This is a genomic window from Paraburkholderia sp. SARCC-3016 (assembly GCF_031119615.1).
Lineage (GTDB): Bacteria > Pseudomonadota > Gammaproteobacteria > Burkholderiales > Burkholderiaceae > Paraburkholderia.
On the sequence record NZ_JAVHZD010000058.1, the window covers coordinates 1 to 21,753 of the forward strand.

General features: G+C 60.6%; 16 protein-coding genes and 3 pseudogenes. 8 read left to right on the forward strand and 11 right to left on the reverse strand.

Going from position 1 to position 21,753, the window contains the following annotated elements:
* Positions 1-464: 464 nt before the first annotated feature.
* The 4 genes and pseudogenes from QYH69_RS36200 to QYH69_RS34360 all read left to right on the forward strand — a co-directional run.
* Positions 465-788, forward strand: a pseudogene (locus tag QYH69_RS36200) (phospholipase effector Tle1 domain-containing protein); the annotation flags it as partial.
* A gap of 33 nt (positions 789-821) precedes the next feature.
* Positions 822-1,820, forward strand: coding sequence for a T6SS phospholipase effector Tle1-like catalytic domain-containing protein (locus tag QYH69_RS34350; RefSeq protein ID WP_374992560.1), 999 nt, complete (start codon positions 822-824; stop codon positions 1,818-1,820).
* 747 nt (positions 1,821-2,567) lie between these two features.
* Complete coding sequence (locus QYH69_RS34355; RefSeq protein WP_308836119.1) at positions 2,568-3,227, forward strand: hypothetical protein; 660 nt, start codon at positions 2,568-2,570, stop codon at positions 3,225-3,227.
* A 205-nt stretch (positions 3,228-3,432) separates the two neighbouring features.
* Entirely contained in the window at positions 3,433-4,464 is a 1,032-nt protein-coding gene (locus tag QYH69_RS34360; protein WP_308836120.1) for an aldo/keto reductase, read from the forward strand.
* Positions 4,465-4,511: 47 nt separating this feature from the next.
* Here the strand turns inward: QYH69_RS34360 and QYH69_RS34365 are convergent, their stop codons facing one another.
* Positions 4,512-5,402 carry an AraC family transcriptional regulator gene (locus QYH69_RS34365; protein WP_308836121.1) on the reverse strand — a complete coding sequence of 297 codons (891 nt, stop codon included), beginning with the start codon at positions 5,400-5,402 and terminating at the stop codon, positions 4,512-4,514.
* A 141-nt stretch (positions 5,403-5,543) separates the two neighbouring features.
* Here QYH69_RS34365 and QYH69_RS34370 point away from each other — a divergent pair, with 141 nt between their 5' ends.
* Positions 5,544-6,320, forward strand: coding sequence for an SDR family oxidoreductase (locus QYH69_RS34370; protein ID WP_308836132.1), 777 nt, complete (start codon positions 5,544-5,546; stop codon positions 6,318-6,320).
* Between the two features lie 5 nt (positions 6,321-6,325).
* Here QYH69_RS34370 and QYH69_RS34375 read toward each other — a convergent pair whose 3' ends face one another.
* Positions 6,326-6,949, reverse strand: coding sequence for an ankyrin repeat domain-containing protein (locus tag QYH69_RS34375; RefSeq protein ID WP_308836122.1), 624 nt, complete (start codon positions 6,947-6,949; stop codon positions 6,326-6,328).
* 84 nt (positions 6,950-7,033) lie between these two features.
* On the reverse strand, positions 7,034-8,524 hold the full coding sequence (locus QYH69_RS34380) for a catalase (RefSeq protein ID WP_308836133.1): 1,491 nt from the start codon (positions 8,522-8,524) through the stop codon (positions 7,034-7,036).
* A 758-nt stretch (positions 8,525-9,282) separates the two neighbouring features.
* Here QYH69_RS34380 and QYH69_RS34385 point away from each other — a divergent pair.
* Both QYH69_RS34385 and QYH69_RS34390 read left to right on the forward strand, forming a co-directional pair.
* The gene (locus QYH69_RS34385) at positions 9,283-9,954 is read left to right on the forward strand and encodes a heavy metal response regulator transcription factor (protein WP_308836123.1); all 672 of its coding nucleotides are present in this window, start codon (positions 9,283-9,285) and stop codon (positions 9,952-9,954) included.
* Complete coding sequence (locus QYH69_RS34390; RefSeq protein WP_308836124.1) at positions 9,951-11,435, forward strand: heavy metal sensor histidine kinase; 1,485 nt, start codon at positions 9,951-9,953, stop codon at positions 11,433-11,435. Before QYH69_RS34385 ends, QYH69_RS34390 begins: the two co-directional genes overlap by 4 nt.
* A 152-nt stretch (positions 11,436-11,587) precedes the next feature.
* Here the strand turns inward: QYH69_RS34390 and QYH69_RS34395 are convergent, their stop codons facing one another.
* The 7 genes from QYH69_RS34395 to QYH69_RS34425 form a co-directional block, all read right to left on the reverse strand.
* A complete protein-coding gene (locus tag QYH69_RS34395) occupies positions 11,588-12,772 on the reverse strand; it encodes a porin (RefSeq protein WP_308836125.1) in 1,185 nt (394 codons plus the stop codon).
* Positions 12,773-12,985: 213 nt separating this feature from the next.
* Positions 12,986-14,629 (reverse strand): aromatic amino acid ammonia-lyase, encoded by a 1,644-nt coding sequence (locus QYH69_RS34400; protein WP_308836126.1) that lies wholly within the window; start codon positions 14,627-14,629, stop codon positions 12,986-12,988.
* Between the two features lie 418 nt (positions 14,630-15,047).
* A complete protein-coding gene (locus QYH69_RS34405) occupies positions 15,048-15,758 on the reverse strand; it encodes a UTRA domain-containing protein (protein WP_308836127.1) in 711 nt (236 codons plus the stop codon).
* A gap of 133 nt (positions 15,759-15,891) precedes the next feature.
* Entirely contained in the window at positions 15,892-16,896 is a 1,005-nt protein-coding gene (locus QYH69_RS34410) for an ornithine cyclodeaminase family protein (RefSeq protein ID WP_308836128.1), read from the reverse strand.
* An 85-nt stretch (positions 16,897-16,981) separates the two neighbouring features.
* Positions 16,982-18,280, reverse strand: coding sequence for an MFS transporter (locus QYH69_RS34415; protein WP_308836129.1), 1,299 nt, complete (start codon positions 18,278-18,280; stop codon positions 16,982-16,984).
* Positions 18,281-18,526: 246 nt separating this feature from the next.
* The gene (locus QYH69_RS34420; protein ID WP_308836130.1) at positions 18,527-18,946 is read right to left on the reverse strand and encodes an RDD family protein; all 420 of its coding nucleotides are present in this window, start codon (positions 18,944-18,946) and stop codon (positions 18,527-18,529) included.
* Positions 18,947-19,177: 231 nt separating this feature from the next.
* Positions 19,178-20,080, reverse strand: coding sequence for a LysR family transcriptional regulator (locus QYH69_RS34425; RefSeq protein WP_308836131.1), 903 nt, complete (start codon positions 20,078-20,080; stop codon positions 19,178-19,180).
* A gap of 153 nt (positions 20,081-20,233) precedes the next feature.
* On the opposite strand from QYH69_RS34425, the pseudogene QYH69_RS34430 reads away from it, so the two are divergent.
* A pseudogene (locus QYH69_RS34430) lies at positions 20,234-21,024 on the forward strand (SDR family oxidoreductase).
* Positions 21,025-21,105: 81 nt separating this feature from the next.
* Here the strand turns inward: QYH69_RS34430 and QYH69_RS34435 are convergent.
* A pseudogene (locus QYH69_RS34435) lies at positions 21,106-21,681 on the reverse strand (PfkB family carbohydrate kinase); the annotation flags it as partial.
* Positions 21,682-21,753: the final 72 nt, after the last annotated feature.

Here is a 21,753-nt window from a genome sequence, read left to right on the forward strand (position 1 = left end):
GGTCTAAACACAGTCGTATGACTACCCGTTATTTTAAGGTAGAGACCGTGTCCGGCAATTCAGGGGGCTGCTCCAATTGTCTCGTGGCACATCGGTGACCGCAAAGAAGGCGAAGCGAACTGGAAGAGTTTCAGGAGAGCGGTAGTTGTCAGGGGGGAGGCCTCAAATGATCCGGACAAGATGAACTCTCTGGTGATTCGCTTCTTTCCCGGATACGAGGTAGAAGCCGAATTGATGTGTGAATCGACAGGGCCTGATGCTGGTCCCAGCCCGCGACTTGATCAGTTGTTTTATGGACGCCGTGTTATGCGTCGAATGGGGGACTAGGAATGCAAGACTGGCTCACTGATAGCCCGATGCCCTTCTTGGCGTCGATGAAGACTGCGACGCAGCTTCATGCGGAGGAGTTCCTAACTTGTGAAACCTGCGAATAACGTCCGTGGGTTTCCTTCTTTTTTGACGGCACGGGAAATAGTCAAATTATCGACGGACCAAAGCAGAAGATGTCGAATGTTGCGCGTTTGTCCTTCGGACATGCCCCGGATGACGGAACGCTCATTAGACATCACTACTATCCAGGCGTTGGGACTTCACTCAACGTTAGCGATCCGAGCTGGTGGGAAAAGGTTCGAGATAGCGAGGTGCTCGGGGCGGGCGCCGGACTTGGCTGTGACGCGCGATTGGCGCAGGCCCTTGGTCAATTGGAAAGAGACCTTGTGCGGAACCACAAAGTAACTCGCATCGACATCGCCGTCTTCGGCTTCTCGCGTGGCGCGACGCTCGCTCGAGCCTTCGTGAACCGGGTCCTCGACCAATGCACGATGAAAGACGGGGTTTCTCACTGGCCGTGCCATACAGCGCTCGACGGCGAATCCGCGCCATTGCACATCCGCTTCCTCGGCTTGTTCGATACCGTCGAATCAATTGGCCTGCCCGCTCATAACCTGTCGGACTTGCGCCTGCGCATACCCGAGCAAGTAGAGCGGTGCGTGCACCTGGTTGCGGGGCATGAGTTGCGCGCCTGCTTCCCTCTCACGTCTGTCGGAAATGGTAGTGCTCGTTGCGAGGAGATCGTGCTGCCTGGCGTTCACTCCGATGTCGGCGGGGGATATCAACCAGACGAGCAGGGGCGCTCGGATAAGCTCGCCCGTATCGCGTTGAACCGCATGCGTCTTGAAGCTGCCATCAGCGGCGTACCGTTTACTGCGCCGAAGCTCGCAGAAGAGAAAGTTAGCAACCTGTTCGAATACGACGAAAACGCAAAATCGCTATTCGACGAATACATGAGTGCAGTGAACGCAACCGGCACCTTGGAACAGCAGCTCTTCGCCCACATGCGTCTCTACTACGGCTGGCTCAAGGTTCGTTTTGGCCGCAACCCATGCGAGCTCTACAAAGACGCCTGCTCAACGAATCCGGAAATCAACGCGCAGTTGCAGCGGATCCAGCAGTTTCATGAACGCATGAAAGTAGACGCGGACACGCTGAACTGGAGAGCCTATCTCACGCAGTTGTGGCAAACCGATCGACCCGCATACGACCGCACGATCAAAACCGCGGGCGGCGACACGGTGACAAACCGTCCTCTATCAGCAGCAGAGCAAGCGTATTGGGAAGCATGGCTCAATCCGCCGACGCTCTCGCGCAACCTGGTCAATTTCTTCGACCTGTACGTGCACGACTCCCGCGCTGGCTTCCTGAACATAGACAGCAGCGGCTATCTAAGGCCGCGCCGCGTTAGCGAGCCGCCTTCCGTCACCCCAGCGATACCCCAATTGCCGCCTACACGAACGCCACAACTAACCTTGTCCGCATCATGACGCAACCCAGGACGAATGAATATCGCTCGAATATCGAGAGCGATTTCGGGCATGTGCCGGCTCATGTCGTCGGCTTCAGCGATGACGACGTGTTTCGCAAAGCACAGGTCCTAACCTCTAGGAGACGAATTGCCTTCTTATTGTTTTGTATAGCCGTGCTAGGGACATCTTACGGATGTGCATCGATGCACGCTCGCGGTTATGTCAGTGCGCCGGCGTGGGCGGCAAATTACACGGAAGAATACGTTCAGGATTTCTGGATACTCACCGAGTCAGGAGAGCGAACTGGATCAGGAGGTATCCAGGTTTACGAATTCTCAAGAGGAGGAACCAGTGGTGGCCATATGGGCTACGCCCTCATCCCGGGAGTAGGCCAGACGATCAAAGTCGTCTGGCGCGTGGGTGGACATAACGATGCGGAAGAGACGTGGCGGAGGTTCAGCAGGGACGTTGTCGTGAAAGGAGCTACATCGAACGCTCGCAACGCAGGGAATTTTCTGATTGTCCGATTTTTTCCCCAGCATCAGGTGGAAGCGGAATTTGTCTGGGAATCGATAGAACCTTACGGCGAGCCAAGTCCACGCGTCGACCGATTGTTTTACGGAGATCGTGTTATGCGGCAACCAGGTGATTAAGCATGGAGAACGGGCCACCTGGTAGTCGATGAGTTTTGAACTGAATGAAACCGGCAACGCAGCTTCATGCTGAGCCGTCCACCCGCACACCACAACCAACCTTATCAGCATCATGACGCAATACAAAACCAGAATCTTTCGTTCCGAAAACGGATGCATCTTCGAAGAGTTACCCGCCTACGTCATTGGCTACCACGATGACGAGGGTGAACCATGTATATGGGCCGACATAACGGAATTCGGACCCACGATTGTTTGCCACTTGTCTCCGGTAGACGCACTGATCGACATCAAGCAGAAAGAACGCGCAGGGCATCCTTCCTGGGTCATGCCTGCGTCGCAGTTGCCGCCGGAGATGCTTCGCTCAGCGGATCGGCGAGGCATGATCGCCAGAGTGCACCTCGCGTGGCCCGTCGTAAACGGGAAGTTATTGCAGGACACATCGGGCGAGCTTGGCGCTTATCGCCGGGTGATGCTCCACGTCGGAGAAGACGCGCTTACCCTGGCGTTCGACGATGGCATACTCGATCAGATCGATCGCCTCTATCAGGCGGCAGGCCTGTTTGCATGGCGAGACACGTTCGCCCACACACACAACTGGCACCCGAAACGAATCAGCCGCGCGGCTGACATCGCACTGAAATCGATGCCCACCATCAGAGGCAAGGAGGAAGAGTGCATGGATGTGGGGCTCTTCGATCCGGAAGCGGAACGATGGCATATCGTGCCGCTCCCCGAGAAGGCCCGGGCATTCTACGATTCGATGCGCTAGAACTGATCGCCGCCAACGACTCATCCTTCGCTAGCCGGCCTTGCCGCCGCCCGATGCAATAAGACTTCATACGCAGCAGCAAGCCAAATGAAATGCAGCACGACTTCGGGCGTTGTCGTACTCTTGTCGCCTTGTTGGTCTCATTCCCGCAATGAGCGCACTGCAAATCGGCGCTCATGCAATTCGAATAACCCAAGGAGAACACATGGAATTCCGATATCTAGGCGCGTCAGGCTTCAAGGTCCCCGTGCTGAGCTTCGGCGCAGGGACCTTCGGCGGCAAGGGCGAATTCTTCAAGGCGTGGGGCGAAATCGATGTTGCCGAGGCGCGCAGGATGGTCGACATCTGCCTCGAAGCCGGCGTCACGATGTTCGATACGGCAGACGTCTACTCGAGCGGCGCATCGGAGTCGATCCTTGGCGAAGCGCTCAAGGGTCGCCGCGACCAGGCCATCATCTCGACCAAAGTAACCTTCAGAGCCGACGGAGACGACGGCCCGAATCACGTCGGTTCGTCGCGCTTTCATCTGATCAGAAGCATCGACGCAGCGCTCAAGCGCCTGCAAACGGATTACATTGACCTGTTCCAGCTGCATGGCTTCGACGCGATGACGCCGGTCGAGGAAACGCTGTCGACGCTCGACGATCTCGTCAGGGCAGGCAAGATCCGATACACGGGCGTCTCGAACTTTTCGGGCTGGCATCTGCAGAAGTCGCTCGACGTGGCGGACCGTTATGGCTATCCGCGCTATGTCGCGAACCAGACGTATTACTCGCTGATCGGTCGCGACTACGAATGGGAACTGATGCCGCTCGGTCTCGATCAGGGCGTAGGCGCGGTGGTGTGGAGCCCGCTCGGCTGGGGTCGCCTGACGGGCAAGATCCGTCGCGGCCAGCCGCTGCCCGCGACAAGCCGCCTGCATGCCACAGCGGACTCGGGGCCGCCGGTGCCGGACGAATACCTGTATCGCGTCGTCGATGCGCTCGATGCGATCGCAGAGGAAACCGGCAAGTCGGTGCCGCAAATCGCATTGAACTGGCTGCTGCAACGGCCGACCGTGTCGACCGTGCTGATCGGTGCGCGCAACGAGGAGCAACTGCGCCAGAACCTGGGCGCAGTGGGCTGGAATCTGAGCGCGGAACAGATCAAACGGCTAAACGACGCAAGCAGCGTGAGGCCGTGTTACCCCTATTGGCACCAGGAAGGTTTCGCGGAGCGTAACCCGGCGCCGGTGTAACGGAACGCGCGCAGCGGATCGTCGTTTTTGGTTGAAAGAAACGACGATCAATTGTCCAACCTCGCTCTCGCCTGGTTCATGTCGCGCTTGGGCGGCGCACCGAACATGCGTGCGTATTCGCGGCTGAATTGCGACGCGCTCTCATAGCCCACCGCAAATGCTGCCGCTTCGGCCGCAAGCGACTGAGACAACATCAACCGTCGAGCTTCAAGCAGACGAAGCTGCTTCTGATACTGAACCGGCGTAAGCGAAGTCAGTGCCTTGAACTGGCGGTGGAACGCGGAACGGCTAAGCTGCGCGACCGACGCGAGCTCGTCGATGTGAACACGGTCGGCATAGCGCCGTCGCAAGGACTGGACGGCTTGCAACACACGATGAGACGGCCCATCCATAAGGGCGAATCGCGCCATCTCGCCGCCATGAGCACCCGCGAGGAGCCAGTAGCACATCTCGCGAATAATCAACGGGGCAATGGTCCGAACCGCATCGGGTGTGTCGAGCAAACGAACGAGTCGTAAAGCGCAGTCGGCAAGCGCGCCGCCGAAATCGGTCACGAGCACACCCGGGCTATTCCCTGCAACGGGTTTCGGCGGATTCTCCATCTGCTCGGCGACACTGCGCATCATGCCTGGATCGAACTCGACAATCAGCACGAGGCAGGGCTTGTCAGGCCGCGCTTCGAAGACGCGTCCGAGCGAAGGCGTCTGTACACCGACGACCAGCGCCTGACCTGCCCGGTATTCAAGCCGGCTTCCGCCGAATGTCGCCCACTTTGCGCCTTGAGCAACGATACACAGCGCGGGGTTCGCGAGCCGGTAGGACGGCGGCTTGGGATTGTCGGAGCGAAGAATGTAGACGCCGTCGATCGCCGTCTCGTAGGGGCTCGTTCCCGGCTGACGTTTCGTATAGCGCAGAATCGCTTTGGCCAGATCCGACATAGATTGACGACTCCAGGATGGACTCGGCGAGCATACTCCGTCGGAGCACAATTAGGCAAAGACCACGCAAGTTTAGGCATTCAATGCGGCTACCTCGTCTCGCTACAATCGCCTCACACTCAAGTTGCGAGAGAGGAAAACATGTCACACACCACAAAGAACGCTGCCGGCAAGGTAGCGATTGTCACGGGCGGCAGTCGAGGTATCGGTCGCGATACCGTGTTGCGACTGGCCGCGCGAGGCGTGCGTACGATCTTCACTTTTCGATCGAACCGCGCGGAAGCGGATGCGGTTGTTGCCCTGACGCGCGAGGCCGGTGCGCCCGGCATCGCGCTTGAACTCGACACCGGCGTAGCGAGTTCGTTCGACGGCTTCGTTGCGCGTGCAAGCGAAGCACTTGCGACAATGGGCGCCGATCGTTTCGACTTTCTGGTCAACAACGCAGGTATCTCGTCCACCGCCAGCTTCACCGAAGGTACGGAGCACGAACTCGATGCCCAGTTCGCCGTGCATTTCAAGGGCGTCTTTCTGCTGACGCAAAAACTGCTTCCTCTTATCCGCGATGGCGGACGCATTGTGAATATCTCATCCGGGCTTGCCCGCTTTGCTTTCCCGAACAGAGCCGTCTACGGTTCCATGAAGGCCGCCGTCGAAGTGCTTACGCGTTATATGGCGCTCGAGTTGGGACCTCGCCGCATCTCGGTCAATGTCGTCGCACCGGGTCCGATCGCCACGGATTTCAGCGGCGGGATCCTGCGCGACAATCCGCAGGTCAACAAGGCCGTCGCCGATCAGACCGCGCTCGGTCGTGTCGGCCTTGCGGAAGATGTGGGTCCGGTCATCGCAGGACTTCTGTCGGACGAGTTCGGATGGGTCAATGCTCAGCGTATCGAGGTCGCAGGGGGCATTCACATCTGAATCGCTTATCGCGTGGCGCCCGCGGTGCGCAGCGCGTTCGCTGCGTCGTCGCTGTCGTGCGACAGCGCGATCTGCAGCAGCGACTGGCCGCGTCCGTCGACGTGATTCGGATCCGCGCCGGCGCTCACGAGTAGCGGAATCATGTCGAGCCGGTTAAACAGCGTCGCAAAACCTAGCGCGGTTTCGCCCGCGCCGTTGGTCTGATCGATCGGGCAGTGCGCGTTCAGCAACCGCCGCGCAATGGCAGTCTCGCCTTTGAATAGCGCGCCCATCAGCGCCGTGTTGCCATGACGATCGCCTATGCATGCGTTCGCGCCTGCCGACAGCAAAAAATCGAGCGCCGCCGGCTGGTGGTCGTAGGCCGCGAGAATCACCGCCGTGTAGCCGTGGCTATCGGCCGCATCGATCGGATAACCGGCATCGAGCAAGCCTTTCAGAATATCGATGCGGCCGACGCGCGCTGCGTCGAACCAGTCACCATCGTATTGCCGCAAGGCAACGGGATCCGCTTTGGTATAGGCCGGTTTGTCGGGTAAATGTACGCAGCCAGCCGTCGTCGCGATCGCCGCGGCAAGCACAACGCCGGCCACGGCCGAACGTGTCGCGCGTAAAGAGTATCGGGAGAACATCGTTGTCTTCTTCGGGTGCGGGCACGCACGCATGACACGTGCGAGGACAGCAGCGGGCGGCAGGCGCGCCGCCCGCACGCTGGATCAGTTGTCGCTGAGCTTCGAGGCAAGCGACTGCACTTGCTGCAGGTTCGCGTGCAGCGCATTCGCAAGACGAGTGCCGTAGTCGGCATCGGCCTTGTAGAAGTACGACAGCATCGTGTATTCGTTGTGCTCGTTCGTCACGCGGCCAAGGTCACCCGACAACGCGGTAATCAGATCGGCCTTGTCCTGCGCCGACAGGCTGCGGTAGTACTCGCCCGCCTGACCGAACATCATCTTCTTGTGAATCGCCTCCTGCTGCGTCGTTCCGCTCAGTCGCGTCCGCGTCGACTTGTATTGCGAGTCTTGCGCGATTTCGTTTATCGTCGACGGCTCATAGTTGACCTCGCCCTTGCGGTCCCCCATGTTCATCTTGCCGTCCTGGTTGTTGTTCGTGACAGGAACGATCGGCCGGTTGATCGGCAAGTCCATGTAGTTCGCGCCAAGCCGGTACATCTGCGTATCGGCATACGCAAAGAGACGGTCCTGCAACATGCGGTCTTCCGACGGCTCGATGCCGGGAACGAGACGCGACGGCGCGAAGGCCGATTCCTCGGTCGATTCGAAGTAGTTGTCCGGTATACGGTTCAACGTCATCGTGCCGATCTTGCGTTCGGGCATGCCATCCCAGACCTTCGTGTCGTCGAGTGCGTCATACGCGAACTTGTTCAGGTCTTCCGGTTTCAATACCTGAATGTAGAGATCCCACTTTGGATCGTTGCCGGCCTTCAAGGCGGCGTAGAGATCATCGGTATTCAGGTTCCAGTCATGCCCGATCGATGCCGCGATGTCTTGCGGGCGAATGCCGTGAACGCCCTGCAGGCTTTTCCAGTGGAATTTCACGTAATGCACTTCGCCCTTTGCATTGACGAACTTGAACGCATGAACGCCAAAGCCGTCCATATGGCGATAAGAATCGGGCATGCCCTCGTCGGTATAGAGTCGCGTCAACATGTGCGTTGCTTCGGGCGTATTGGCGAAGAAATCGAACGCCAGATTCGGATCGGCCACACCGGTTACCGCGCTCGGCTTGTTCGCATGAACGAAGTCGGGGAACTTGATGCCGTCGCGGATAAAGAACACCGGCCAGTTGATGCCGACCATGTCCCAGTTGCCTTGCTGCGTGTAGAACTTCACCGCAAAGCCGCGCGGGTCGCGCGCCTGCTCGGGCGAGCCGCGGTAGCCCATCACCGTCGAGAAGCGCACGAACACCGGTGTCTTCGTGCCCGGTGCGAAGACCACCGCTTTGGTCAGGTCGGAAATGTCGGCGGTCGGAACGAATTCGCCGAATGCGCCCGTGCCGCGCGCATGCACCACGCGTTCGGGAATGCGCTCGCGATCGAAGCGCTGCAGCTTCTCGATCAGCGCCGAGTCTTGCAGCAGCACCGGACCCTCGGGACCGGCCGTTTGCGAATTCTCGTTGTCGCCGACCGGTGCGCCCGTATCGCGCGTGAGCGTCGCCGCGTAAAGCGGTGCAGTGGCGACCAACGACATGACGACCGATACGGTGACGCGTTTGAGCGATACGAAACCACGCTTGTCGAGCGCTGCTCTATCGTTGCGTTCACGATGATTTGCTTTCAATTTTTCACCTGTCTGTTTCATGGTTGAACTCGCTTCGATCACACGGAGCGGTGTTGATATCGCGCGCAACGCGCACGGTCGATCTGCCGAACCCTGCCGCACGCTTGCGGGCAAGGACGAAGCAAACCAGATACAGCAACGCGATGCCGCGAAAAGAAGCCGTATCGAACACGGTTTGCGGAACCCGGAAAATGAAAACGAGCACTAGCACCGGCAATTGCAGCGTCAGGCACCCCGTTGCGAGAAGGGGGAGATGCGCGCGAATGCTTTGCGGCATTCTCGTACTGATTCCGGCAAAGCGCATGTTGAAAGTGTCTATGGGATTGATAGGGGGGAAGTTGCGATGAGCAGGCTAGAATCGCGAAGCTGACAAGCCAATGACGGCATGCCATCTCGCATCGAAGAAAATATTCTGTAGACCGTGCTAATTGCTTATCGGTCGATGCACTCGAGATCGAGTGCCGGCTTCGTCGAACCTGCGTCGCTGATTCTGGACGGCGGTAACTGATCGGAAGATGGCTGGAAAATGTCTTTTTTGACATCTTCGTCAAGGCGGCCATTCGTTTCGATCTGCGCTGCATAGGCAATGTTTCGCGATCGCAAGCAGCATCTGTCAGCGTCGGTTATCATGGCCTCCGTCCGTGGTTTGTCGAAGGTTGCCTCTCAGCATGCGAATCCTGATTGTCGAAGACGAGCCGAAGATGGCTTCGTACCTCCGCAAGGGATTGATGGAGGCAAGCTATCGCGTCGATATGGCGGCCGACGGCAAAGACGGCCTGTTTCTCGCGCTCCACGAGAATTACGACGCGATCGTGCTCGACCTCATGCTTCCGGAGCTCGATGGGCTTGAGGTGCTCAAGCGCTTGCGCGAGCAGAAGGGCACACCTGTCCTGTTGCTAACCGCGCGCGACTCCGTCGAAGACAAAGTGGTCGGTCTCGAGTCCGGAGCAGACGACTACCTTTCGAAGCCTTTCGCTTATGCGGAATTTCTTGCGCGCATTCGCGCGCTGTTGCGCAGACCCGCGCATTCGGTCGACACGCTTCTCACCGTCGGCGATCTGGAAATCGACATCCTTAAACGCCGCGTGCGTCGAGCCAATGCACGCATCGAATTGACGGCTCAGGAATTCTCGCTTCTGAAGTTGTTCGCGGAGCGTCAAGGCGAAGTGCTTACGCGTGCATTCGTGACCTCGCAAGTGTGGGACATGAATTTCGACAGCGACACCAATGTCGTCGAAGTGGCCGTCAAGCGCTTGCGCGCGAAGATCGACAATCCATTCGGAAAGAAGCTGCTGCATACGGTGCGCGGCATGGGGTATGTGATGGAGGAACGGTCGTGAGGGTCGCGAATGAAAGCTATTCGTTGCTCAAGCGCCTGACCGTCGCCTTTACGATCGTAGCGAGCGTGGTGTTGTCGCTCGCCGGAGGGCTGCTGTACCACGCACTTTCGCGCCAGTTGAGGCAGCGCGACGATAGCGAGATCTCGGTGAAGCTCGGCGAATTCCGCCGCGAAGCGCGCAGCTTTGGCTCGACGCAGGGCGTAGCCCGGAACGGCACGTTGTTTCAGGAAGAGCTGCTTACGCATCCCGCCATCAAGTTCGCGATTCTCGATGCGGGCGGCAACGTATTGGCCGAATCCACGGGGTCGCGACAGCACTTCACCTCGGTGGGTCCCGACAATCCAGCCGCAAACCAGCCCTATTCGTGCGATCCGCCAACGGTCGGGCCGGCCCGCTGCGTGTTCGGCGACGAGACGCTGCCGTCTAACGAAAAAATTCGCGTTCTGCTCGCGCACGAAGCCGCCGCGCGATATGCGGTGTTGAACGAGTATCGCGGCGACGTATGGATGGTGTTGCTCGGCGGCTCGATCCTGATGGGGCTGCTCGGCTATGCGATCGCAAGACGAGGCTTGACGCCCGTCAAATCGATCGGCCAGCACATTTCGCGAATCGAGGCACATAACCTCGGTGAGCGACTCGAGATTGGCGGCGGCCCGGTCGAGCTCCACGATATCGCGGTGCCGGTGAACCGCATGCTGGACCGGCTCGAGCGCGCCTTCGCGCGCCTCTCGCAGTTCTCATCGGACCTAGCGCACGATATGCGCACACCGCTTGCCAATATCATCAGCTCGTCGCAGATCACGCTATCGCGCGAGCGCAGCACTGAAGAATACGAAGCGCTGATCGATTCGAATATCGAAGAGTGCGAACGGCTGCAGCGCATGATCGAAACGATGCTGTTCCTTGCGCGAGTCGATCATGCGGAAGAGCCGTTGAAGCCCGTTGAGCTCGATTGCGCGAGCGAATTCGCGCGGCTTATGTCCTACTTCGAAGCGATTGCCGATAACAAGGGAATCCGCTTTGTCGTCAAAGGCGCGGCGCGTGTCCACGCCGATTCGACCATGTTCCGCCGTGCCGTCAGCAATCTCGTATCGAATGCGCTCGAGTACGGCAACGCCGAATCGTACATCGTGCTATGCGCGTGCCGGGCCGGTGACCATACGGCCGTGTCCGTGACGAACGATGGCCCGATCATCGCCCCCGGGCATATCGGCAAGATCTTCGATCGCTTTTACCGCGTCAATGCCGCGCGGCAGGGATCGGCAAGGAATATGGGCCTTGGCCTTGCGATCGTGAAGTCGATCATGGAATTGCACCGGGGAAAAGTCGACGTCGTAAGCGCCGCTGGCGCGACGACGTTTACGCTGTATTTTCCGTCTGCAGCCGTCGAGACGCCGCGCAAGAGCCGTCGCGGCGCGGTTACTGGATCTCGCGCAGCGATGCCTCTGTCTGCGGCACGCGTGCAGAATCGCCAAGTCTGAATCGCGCCGTAACATGACGATTGCGTCAGCTGTGCATTACGCGCTGCTCCAAACACGATTGCCGCGAGCGTTGCCCCAAGCCGCCGTCGCGCAAGGACATCGGCCTCGAGCCGTCACCATCGCCCGAGTGGCCGACGTCCTTAAACCCGTCTTCAGAACTTGTGGCGCAACGCAAGACGCAGCACAGCTTGACGGTCATTCGACGAATCGCCGAGACCGCCGATATTCGCCGCCGCCGCGCCGCCCGTCGAACTGACGCCCGAAGCCAGCTGGATGGCCCCGGTGAAATACACGTCAGTCCGCTTCGAGATGAAGTAGTCCGCGAGCACGGCCACCTGATGATAGTGCTGGTCGCCAAGCGAGACGCCGTGAGCTTCGACGCCCGTGCTGCTCGTGTAGTTATACGCAATGCCGGTGAAGAACGACGGCGCGAACTGCCAGCGCAAGCCTGCTTCGAGGTCGTTGAATTTCGGCGAGACGCCGCCGAGCGACGCAACGTTCCCGTACTGCGTGTTCGAATACGTCAACCCGATGATCGCCGGACCGATCGCATAGGTCGCGCCAATCGCCGCGACCTGGTACGAGCTCGCGGTGACGTAATTGCTGTTCATCGTGCCGCTCAACGAATTCGCGCCGTTCACGTTGTCGGTGAACAGGCCCGTGCCTGCCGTGCTGCCCGTCGGATTCTTGAAGAAGTTGAAGCCCGCGCCAACCGTCAGGGGGCCGTTCGAATACGATGCCCCGAACGAGTAGCCGCTGCCGCCGGTCACGTTGCCCGGCTGCCCGCCCAGACTCGCTTCCGCGCCGAAGATGAAGCCGTGCAGATTCGGGCTCACATACTTGATGCTGTTATTCACGCGCAGCGTGTTGACCAGATTGTCGAGGTCGACCGGATGGCCGAAGGTGGTCGATCCGCCGATATAACCGGTGCTCGTCACAGGCTGGACAAACGCAACAACGAGGTCGTACTGCCGCCCCAGCGTGACAGCGCCATAGTCGAGGCTGTTCAGGCCGACATACGTGGTGCGCCCGAACGGCGTGCCGCCCTGCGCGAATGCGCCGGTGTTTGCGTTGATGCCGCCCTGGATGTCGAAGATCGCAGCGAGATGTCCGCCCAGGTCTTCGGCGCCGCGAATGCCCCAGCGGCTGCCGTTCAGACCGTTGATCGAATCGAGCGTGAGCTGTCGGCCGCCGACGTTGACGCCGTTCACGACGTTCTTCGCGTTGGTATTGAACTGCACCCCTTCGTCGATAATGCCGTATAGCGTGACGCTGCTCTGTGCATGGGCCGTCACCGATCCTGCGGCCATCAGCGCCGCCAACCACCTTTTCTTCATTTTCATTCCCTTCGTCGTGTGTCGTCGTTAAAAGACGTGCGGCAGCGACGGCGTGACGACAGTCACCGCCGTTGTTATCGAGATTGCGGATTTCAGATTCGGAATTCCAGTTTGGATACCGAATCAATCGGCGCGAACCGGCGGATGGAATTTCCGTTCATCACCGTGTTCGACGCGCGGCCAAACCTACACATGCCGCGCGTCTCGCGCCAATCAATTGCGGTACTGCATCAGCAGCTGCGCGGCTGCCTGGAACTCTGGGGTAAAGGGGCGATCGTCGTCGCGAAACGGCACGACCTGGCGCAATGCGTCAAACAGCTTCCGCGTGTCAGGCGCAAGCGTGTATCCGCCGGCCGACTTCTGGCGCAACTCGACCGCCTGCGCCGACGAAATCAACTCGATGCCGAGCAACTGGAACGAGTTGTCGATCTGCTTGCGCACACGCTCGATCACGACGGGCGCATTGGTCGCGATGTCCTCGATGTCGCCCGCGGCGGGCAGATAGTCCATCGAAACGGGCATCGCCAGCGCCTTGTTCGCCTCGGCGAGCGCAAGAGGCGGTTTCTCCATCGCGCCGAAGGCATGCAACGTGTGATCGGTGCCGAGGAAGCGGCTCAGATGCGTGAAGCGCGGATCGTTGAGCTTGATTACGCGCTGCGCCGACGCGAGCGACGCATGAGCCAGTGCAAGCGCCGTTTCCTCGAACGACAGCACGAAGGGCAGTGGTTCGAAATTCGCGTTGGGCAGAATCGCGCCGTACAGCTTGCCGGCCTTCAGGTAGCTGCGTTTCGCCTGATAAAGGTCGCTGTGAGGCTTTACGCCCAACGCGACACCGGGGTTGTCGTCCGACGAGTTCAACTGGATCTCGATCAGACGCCGGTCTTCGTCGTAGCTGCGATCGATTTCGGCCAGCAGATACGGCGCATCGCGAAAGCTGAGCGGATCTTGCAGGGCGCGCGCGTCATCGCGCTGCCAAAGGCTGCTGCCGGCCAGCATGCCGCGCAATTCGGCGCCGACTTTCTCGACATGCGGATACGGATGCAGCGCGAGCGAGTCTTCGAGGAACGGAGACACGTTGCCGTTCAACCCTTGCAGGCTGACCGCGTACACGAGCTTTTCGACGCGCTGCAATTGATGCAGATCGACGAGCGCGAGCGACGCCATGCCCGTTGCGTACGCATTCGAGCTCAGGATGCCGAGCGCGTCCTTTCCCCACGGACGGATCGGCGCGATGCCTGCCGCTTGCAGCGCCGCCGCGGCCGGCATCTTTTGCCCGTGGTAATAGACATCGCCTTCGCCCATCATCGTGAGACCGATGTGGGCGAGGATCGTGATATCGGCTTCACCGACCGAGCCGACGGTGGGCATTACCGGCGTGATACCCGCGTTTAGAAACTGCTCGTACTTCTGTGCAACCGATAACTGCACGCCCGACCCGCCCACGAGCATCTGGTTGAGCCGCGTGGCCATCGCCGCGCGCGCGGTCCGCACATCCATGTCCGGGCCGACGCCGGCCGAATGCGCATGCAGCAGCGCCGCATTGAAGACCTTCGACGCCTCGATCACTTCCGGCGTCAGCTTGCCCTGCGCGTCGACCATTTGCCGGTCCTTGTTGAGACCGACGCCTACCGTGAGCCCGTAAATGCGTTGCCCCTGCACGGCCGCCTGAAGCAGCAGTTCGTGGCTTGCATCGACGCGCTTCGCCGCTTCCGGCGTGATTTCGACGTTCTCGCCCGCTGCGATGCTAGCGATGATTTCCGGCGTGGCTGATTTGCCGTCCAGCGCCACGGTCGCATGCGCCTGCAGCGCAGCAAGTATCAGCGCCGCACCAACCCCGCGGCGAATTGAGGTGAACATGATTAACCCTTGGTCAGCTTATCGGTGGTCTTTTGTTTTCGCCGGCGCGGTTGCGGCTTCGTCAATCACATCGGCAGGACTAAAGGTATATGTATATACAAAGCTAAGCAACCGTGTCAAAAATAAAAATCGCACGTCGTGCGTTCGGTATGGAGACCGATGCGATTCAGAATTGATCCGGATTACAAGGTGTTTTCGTGCATCTCATGCGAGGTCGCGCGCTGAGCTTGCGTGAGGAGATGGAGCAGGCGGTTTGTGTTGTTTATACAAATAGAGGCCGGTGAGGCGCAACGGACGGACGTCACGCTTCCGGTAAGGTGGCTGGGCTGACAGGGGCCTGGGCGGGATGTGTCGGTCTGACAGCTTGCGCGAGCAGGAGGAGCGCGCGGCCCGCGTTGCACGGCGCCGCGCGAAGCGGCTAGAACTTGCCGCTGAGCTGATAGCGGCTGGCGGGATGCCAGAGCACGACGTCCGTAGCGATCTTGCCGCGCACGCGCGTGCGCCGATGCAGCACGAGGCACGGTTCGCCGATCGCCATCTTCAACGCCTGCCGCACGAACGCGGGCGCCTGGCGCGCCGTCACCCAGTACTCGACGCCTTGTGCGGGGGCGATGCCGGTCATGTACTCGTTCGGCGTTTCACGATCGAACTTCTGGTGGATGTAATCGGGGAACACGAGGCCGTTCACATGGCGGTCTTCAAGCTGAATCGGCACATCGTTCTCGAAATGCACAATGCGGGAATGATAGGCGGGGCCATTGGGCGGCAGTTCGAGCGCCTGCAGCACGGCGGGGTCGTCGGTTTGCTGCAGCGTCAGCAGCTTGCTCGAGTACTTGTCGCCGCGGCTCTTGATCTCTTCGGCAATGCTGCGCACTTCGATCAGCGTGGACTGGTAACGCGTATCGGCCACATAGGTGCCGCTGCCGCGAATGCGCATCAGCACGCGCTCCGTCACGAGCTCGCGCATCGCGCGGTTGACCGTCATGCGGGAGAGCCCGAATTCTTTCGCCAGTTGCTCTTCCGGGGGAATCATATCGCCGCCGCGCCACTTCTCCGCTTCGATCATATGGAGCACATGCTCCTTCAGTTGCTGGTAAGCGGGCGTGGACGTGTGGGACTTCTTGGTCATGGTGTGTGGCATTCGCGATGCACGGGATCACGATTGTATAGCGTTGATTCGATACTTCGGCGAGGCGGGCGTTATCGCGCCCACCGTAAAAAAACCGTGCGCCCGCGCGGCGCACGGTTTTCCAGCAGAACGCTCAGGCGAACTTCAAGGTCTGGCCGATGTCGAGCCGTTTTGCCTTTTCGAGCATCGCGTGACCTAGCCCGATGTCGCTAAGGCTCAGGCCGCGATGCCAGAACAGGATGGTTTCGTCGTCGTTTTCGCGGCCGGGTTTTTTGCCGGCCACGATTTCGCCGAGTTCCGCATGCAGCGTTTCTTCCGAGAGCCGGCCGCTGTCGACGTGTTCGCGCAGCGCGCCGAAGGGGAGGCCTTTGCGGCATTGGCCCCAATCGTCGACGACCATCTTGCTCATGATGTCGGTCAGCGAGAGCTCGACCGCGCTCATCGTGCCGTACGGCACGACGAACGCGCCGCGCTTGATCCATTCGGTTTTCAGCATCGGTCGCGGCTTGGGCAGACGCGACGCTTCGACGACGATATCGGCACCGCGCACGCACGATTGCCAGTCGTCGGTGACCATGACCGGCTTGCCGAGGTCGCGCGACAGACGCTCTGCAAATGCGGTGCGGCTTTCTTCGCGGCGCGAGTGAACGCGGATTTCGTCGAAGTCGTACAGATGGTCGAGCAGGCGTACGTTCCAGTACGACGTGCCGCGCGCGCCGATATGAGCGAGCACCTTGCTGTCCGCGCGCGCGAGATGTTTTGCGCCGAGCGCCGTCATCGCGCCGGTGCGCATGTCGGTAATCGAGGTGGCGTCGAGGATCGCTTTCGGCACGCCGGTTCGCGGATCGAACAGGTTCAACACCGCGAGTTCGGACGGCAGATCGTGTTTGTAGTTGTCGACGAAGTCGCCGACCACCTTCACGCCGGCAAGGCCGAGCGGATGAATCACGCCGCGCAGCACATTGAAGTGGCCTTCCGCGGAGTCGCGCGGAATCAGGTGCATGCGCGGTTCGATCACCGTTTGCCGGTTGCCCTGCGCGTGGAGCGCGGACTCGACGGCGGCGAGAATTTCGTCATTGGTCAGCGCGAGCTGTTCGACGTCCTGCCGATTCAGATAGGTCAGGTTGATGGATTGCATGAAGAAGTGTCTCCGGTTGAATCGTTCCGCCCGGCCGGCGGTTGAAATGTGGTAGCGGACAGGCGCCACGCGCATGTTTGTCGGTTTATCTCGCAGTCGATGTGTTCGCTGCGTCGTGCATGTTCCCGGTGGCCGATGCCTTGAAGCGCGCGAGGTCGGCCTCCGGATGGATCAGGGCGAGCGCAGCGAGTCCCAATACCGCGACGAGCGCGCCGGCGTAGAGGTAGCCCGTGCGGAATCCGTCAATGGGATCGGCCCCGACGTCGACGATCATGCCCATCGCAAGCGGCGCGACGAGACCCGCGAGCGTGTGGATCGAATTCGTGATGCCGAGCATCGCGCCGCGCTGCGAGGCCGGCGAGATCTCTCCGATCAGCGTCGAACCGAGCGTGAAAATCACGCTGCCGGTTGAAAACGCGAGGCCGATCAGCAGGATCTTCGCGATGCCGGGCGGCACGATCGCGAAGCTTATGGCGGCAATGCCCGCGATCGCGACGCACGCGCAGCCGGGGGCCGCGCGCGACACGCGGCTCGAATAGCCGGCTTTCGACAGCGTTTGCGAAACATAGGCGAGGCAGGGTGCAAGCGCCATCTGCATGATGGAGGGCAGGGTGATGATCCACGCCGCGGACGATGGCTCGAGGCGAACCGCCTTGATCAGATAGTTGGCGAGCCACACGATGTTCAGCGCGATCATCCAGTAGGCGGCAAAGCCTGCGATAAATACGCCGATCGCGGTGCGGCTAAGAATGAGCTGGCGGTACGGCACTCGCGCGGGCGCATCGGGCTGGCCGGCGGGAGCGTCGAGCGGGCCGTCCTCGCCGAGCAGCGCCCAGGCGAGCGCCCATACCGCGCCGACGGCGGCCAACGTGCCGAAAGCCGCATGCCAACTGTAATGTTCGATGATCCATGTGATGAGCGGCGCGACGACGCCGGTGCCGAATGCGGCGCCGCATGCGACGACGCTGGTCGGCACGGCTCGGCGCTTGTCGCCGAACCACTTGTAGACGGCGTGCAGCGCAACGGGGAATGCGGGGCCTTCCGCAGCGCCCAGGATGACGCGGCTGCCGAGCATGACGGCATAGCTGACGGTGCCGGCCATCGGCAGCAGCGCGAGCGCCCAGATGATGCTCATGCACAGCATGATGCTGCGCGTGGCGACGCGATTGGCGAGAAAGCCGACGACGACGCCCGAAATGGAAAACAGCAGGAAGAAGGCGCTGCCGAGCGCGCCGAACTGCGCATGCGTGAGATGCAGTTCCTTGATGATGGCGGTGCTTGACAACCCTACCACTGCCTTGTCGGCAAAATTGACAAGCATGAACAGGAACACGAGCACGACGATCATCCATGCCCGCCTGCTGCTCACTGATGAATGGACCATTCCCGGCCGCTCCGTTGTGTCGAGGGATTCGATGGCAAAGCCGTCGAGAAGGGCAACGTGGCCTTATGCCCTGCCGCCGATCACCAGACGCAAGGTAGCAGCTTCAAAAAAATGTGTCTATACATATGGTGCGGTTTGGCGAGGGGACGGTAAAAGTTAGGTGGTAGTACGATTTGTTCCCTGCTTGATGTATATACATTGTCGGTCGCGTCAATCATGTGAGCATGATTTGCCAGAGCTGTCGTCTTAAACAGCGTCGTCAACGACAACCGTATTAGCGAGCCGGTCATGCAGGGCCTGCTTCCTCGCATTGAACAGTACCCAGAGAAAGCCTGCCCCACACAGGGCGAACGTCAGCAGATAGCCGAGCGTGCGCAACGTGGCTTGCTTCACCGTCATGGGCCGCCCCGTGTCGGCGTCGACAATGCGTAGCCGCGTCGCGCGCTTTCCCGGCGACGTGCCCCATACAGCCCAAAGAACGCCGGTCACGAGTATCGGAATGCATTGGCCCACGAGCATCCATATGAGCAGGGACGCGCCGGGATTGCTCGCTGCCATCAGGTCGTCGAGCGAAGGTCCGAGGGGGACGAACAGGGCAATGACCGTCCACCATATTGAATCGATGAATAGCGCGCGAGCGCGCTTCGTCCAGGTCGCGTAATGCATTGGCGGTCGGCCCAAGCAGCGTTTTTAGAGAGGGAGACACGAATCGTCGGCAATTGTGCCTGTATTCGTGTGAACGTACGCGGTCACGCGCGCGATCAGGGTGTTCGATGCTGTGTATCCCGACCACCGCTATCTGTTCGCCGATCGGCACGCTAACACCATGAAGGTTTGCCGCCCCTGTGTCGACTGGCGGCGGCATTCTGGAATGTCTTGCGCGAGACCCCCGTCACGTCACGTCTCGTTGCCGAGTTCCTTGAGAACCTCGATAAACGCCCGCAGACCCGCGGGCACCTGCCGGTGGCCCGGAAAGTAAAGAAACAGGCCGGGATAGGTCGGGCACCATGCTTCGAGTAACGAACAAAGCGTACCCTCGTCGAGATGCGGCTGCGCCAGCCGTTCCGGGACGAACGCAATGCCGAGTCCGCGCAGCGCCGCCGCGAGCATCAATTCGGTTCGATTGAGCATCAGCGGTCCTTGCACGTCGATCTCCACCGCATGGCCTCGTCGCGCGAATTCCCACTTGTAGGGTTTGCCGTTCGGCGTCCTGGACCGTATGCAGACGTGCGCCGATAAATCGTCCGGTGTGCGCGGGCGTGCGCGGCCCTCGAGATACGCCGGCGATGCGACGGGAAGCATGCGCGACGTCTTGCCGAAACGCACTGCGACCATGTCGCGCGGCACCGCGTCGCCAAGACGGAATCCGGCGTCGTAGCCCTCGGCGACGATGTCGACGAAGGCGGGTTCGGCAACCAGGTCGACGGCCATCTCCGGATACCGTTCGAGAAAGGCCGGGATAACGGCGTTTATCAGCAGCATCGACACGGTCTCCGAGGCGGTCAATCGAAGCAGGCCGCGCGGGCGATCGCGCGCAGCGTCGATATCGGCAAACACATTGTCGAGGTCTTGCAGGATCGGCCGGATTTGCGCAACAAGACGTTCACCCGCTTGCGTCGGCGATACGCTGCGCGTGGTGCGGTTCAGCAGGCGCATGCCAAGCCGCTCCTCGAGGCCGCGCATCATGTGACTGAGCGTGGAAGCCGCCAGTTCGAGTTCGTCGGCGGCCTTGCTGAAGCTGCGATTCGCGGCGATCGCCGCAAGCGCTCTCAATTCGGCCAGGGTCGGTTGTGCATTCATGGGTTTTCGCCATCAAGGTATGCCGCATTATGGGGCTTATCAGCAAGTATCGCGGCAGGTAGATTGAGCGTCCCGGTCACCTCGAATGGAGTCGGTATCAGCATGGTGCGCACATGGTTCATTACAGGCGTCAACAGCGGCTTCGGCCGTGAAATGAGCGAGCAGCTTCTGTCGAGCGGACATCGCGTGTTCGGTACCGTACGTAAAGCGGGCGCCGCCGATGATCTCAAGTCCCGTTATGGCGATGCGTTTCACGTTGCGCAACTCGACGTGACCGATACGGCCGCGATTGCGTCGACCGTCGACAGGGCTTTCGCGGCGCTGTCCAGGATCGATGTGATCGTCAATAACGCCGGATATGGCCAGTTCGGGCCGTCGAAGGGCTCAGCGACGAACAGATCCGGCATCAGATCGACACGAACCTGGTCGGGCCGATTCAAGTCACGCGGGCGGCGCTGCCTCACTTGCGGCGGCAAGGCGGAGGCCGCCTCCTCGCGATGTCGACCTACGGAGGCCAGGCGACTCATCCCGGCGCATCGCTTTATCACGCAAGCAAGTGGGGCATGGAGGGTTTCTTCGATGCGCTCGCCGCAGAAGTGGCCGCGTTCGGCATCAGTGTCACGATTATCGAGCCAGGCGGCGCGCGCACCGCTTTTCGGAGTACGGCCGGCGCGCGGATGGGACATCTACCCGAGGCCTACGAAAACACGCCGCTCGCTGCAATGAAGGCGCGCCTTTCCGATCCAGGCTTTATCGCCGCGGGCGATCCGGCGAGGATGGTGAAAATCATGATCGAGAGCGTCGATCTGACGCCTGCGCCAAAACGCATCGTGCTTGGCACCGACTCCTACACGATGCTGCATAAAGCACTGAGCGACCGGCTCGCTGCCGTCGAGGCGCAAAAAGCGCTGGCCGCCTCGACAGATTTTCCTGTCGGCAGCTGATGGCCGGGCACGCCTGCAGCCTTGTTCGAGTTCCGAACACGGCGTCACCGCGTGTTCGCGCCAGGCCGTCTGCCAGACGGGCTAGATGCGCGCATCCAAACCCGATGCCTCAGGCGTCTCGCCAAGCATGCGCTCGACAACAGCACGAGTAGGGATCGGCGCAACCGCTCCAAAACCGAGCGTGGACAGGGCAGCGGCCACATTCGCGTAACGCGCCGCGGAAAACGGGTCATCTCCAGCGCAGAGCCGCGCGACGAACGCTCCGCCGAAGCAGTCGCCGGCGCCGGTCGCGTCGATTGCGCTGACCGGATGCGCGGGCACCCGTTGCCGATGGTTTGGCGTGGCGACATAGGCGCCTTCGCTGCCGAGCTTGAGTGCGACGATCCGCGGCCCACGTGCCAGCAGGAAGTCGACGATTGCATCGCGATCGGCGAGTCCCGTCAGCGCCGTGACATCGTCCCAGCTCGGCAGACAGATGTCGGTCTGACCGATGACGTCGAGCATCGTCGCGCGTGCGCGTGCAAGCGGCCAAAGCTTGAGCCGCAGGTTCGTGTCGAACGACACCTGCACGCCATGTTTGCGCGCATGCGCTATCGCATCGAATGCCGCATCGCAGGCCGTGGTTCCGATCGCGAGACTCACGCCCGAGAGATGAAGTCGGATCGTAGCCATGTCGTTCTGTGAGCCAAGGAGTTGGTAGAATGTTTTGTCTTCCTAAGACCGCTTGGC

Coding starts and splice junctions, on each gene's coding strand:
- QYH69_RS34350 (WP_374992560.1), top strand. CDS start 822: ATGAAAGACGGGGTTTCTCACTGGCCGTGCCATACAGCGCTCGACGGC.
- QYH69_RS34410 (WP_308836128.1), bottom strand. CDS start 16,896: ATGCAATCCATCAACCTGACCTATCTGAATCGGCAGGACGTCGAACAG.
- QYH69_RS34365 (WP_308836121.1), bottom strand. CDS start 5,402: ATGTCGGATCTGGCCAAAGCGATTCTGCGCTATACGAAACGTCAGCCG.
- QYH69_RS34400 (WP_308836126.1), bottom strand. CDS start 14,629: ATGTTCACCTCAATTCGCCGCGGGGTTGGTGCGGCGCTGATACTTGCT.
- QYH69_RS34375 (WP_308836122.1), bottom strand. CDS start 6,949: ATGTTCTCCCGATACTCTTTACGCGCGACACGTTCGGCCGTGGCCGGC.
- QYH69_RS34425 (WP_308836131.1), bottom strand. CDS start 20,080: ATGAATGCACAACCGACCCTGGCCGAATTGAGAGCGCTTGCGGCGATC.
- QYH69_RS34360 (WP_308836120.1), top strand. CDS start 3,433: ATGGAATTCCGATATCTAGGCGCGTCAGGCTTCAAGGTCCCCGTGCTG.
- QYH69_RS34395 (WP_308836125.1), bottom strand. CDS start 12,772: ATGAAGAAAAGGTGGTTGGCGGCGCTGATGGCCGCAGGATCGGTGACG.
- QYH69_RS34370 (WP_308836132.1), top strand. CDS start 5,544: ATGTCACACACCACAAAGAACGCTGCCGGCAAGGTAGCGATTGTCACG.
- QYH69_RS34380 (WP_308836133.1), bottom strand. CDS start 8,524: ATGTCGTTGGTCGCCACTGCACCGCTTTACGCGGCGACGCTCACGCGC.
- QYH69_RS34405 (WP_308836127.1), bottom strand. CDS start 15,758: ATGACCAAGAAGTCCCACACGTCCACGCCCGCTTACCAGCAACTGAAG.
- QYH69_RS34355 (WP_308836119.1), top strand. CDS start 2,568: ATGACGCAATACAAAACCAGAATCTTTCGTTCCGAAAACGGATGCATC.
- QYH69_RS34420 (WP_308836130.1), bottom strand. CDS start 18,946: ATGCATTACGCGACCTGGACGAAGCGCGCTCGCGCGCTATTCATCGAT.
- QYH69_RS34385 (WP_308836123.1), top strand. CDS start 9,283: ATGCGAATCCTGATTGTCGAAGACGAGCCGAAGATGGCTTCGTACCTC.
- QYH69_RS34415 (WP_308836129.1), bottom strand. CDS start 18,280: ATGGTCCATTCATCAGTGAGCAGCAGGCGGGCATGGATGATCGTCGTG.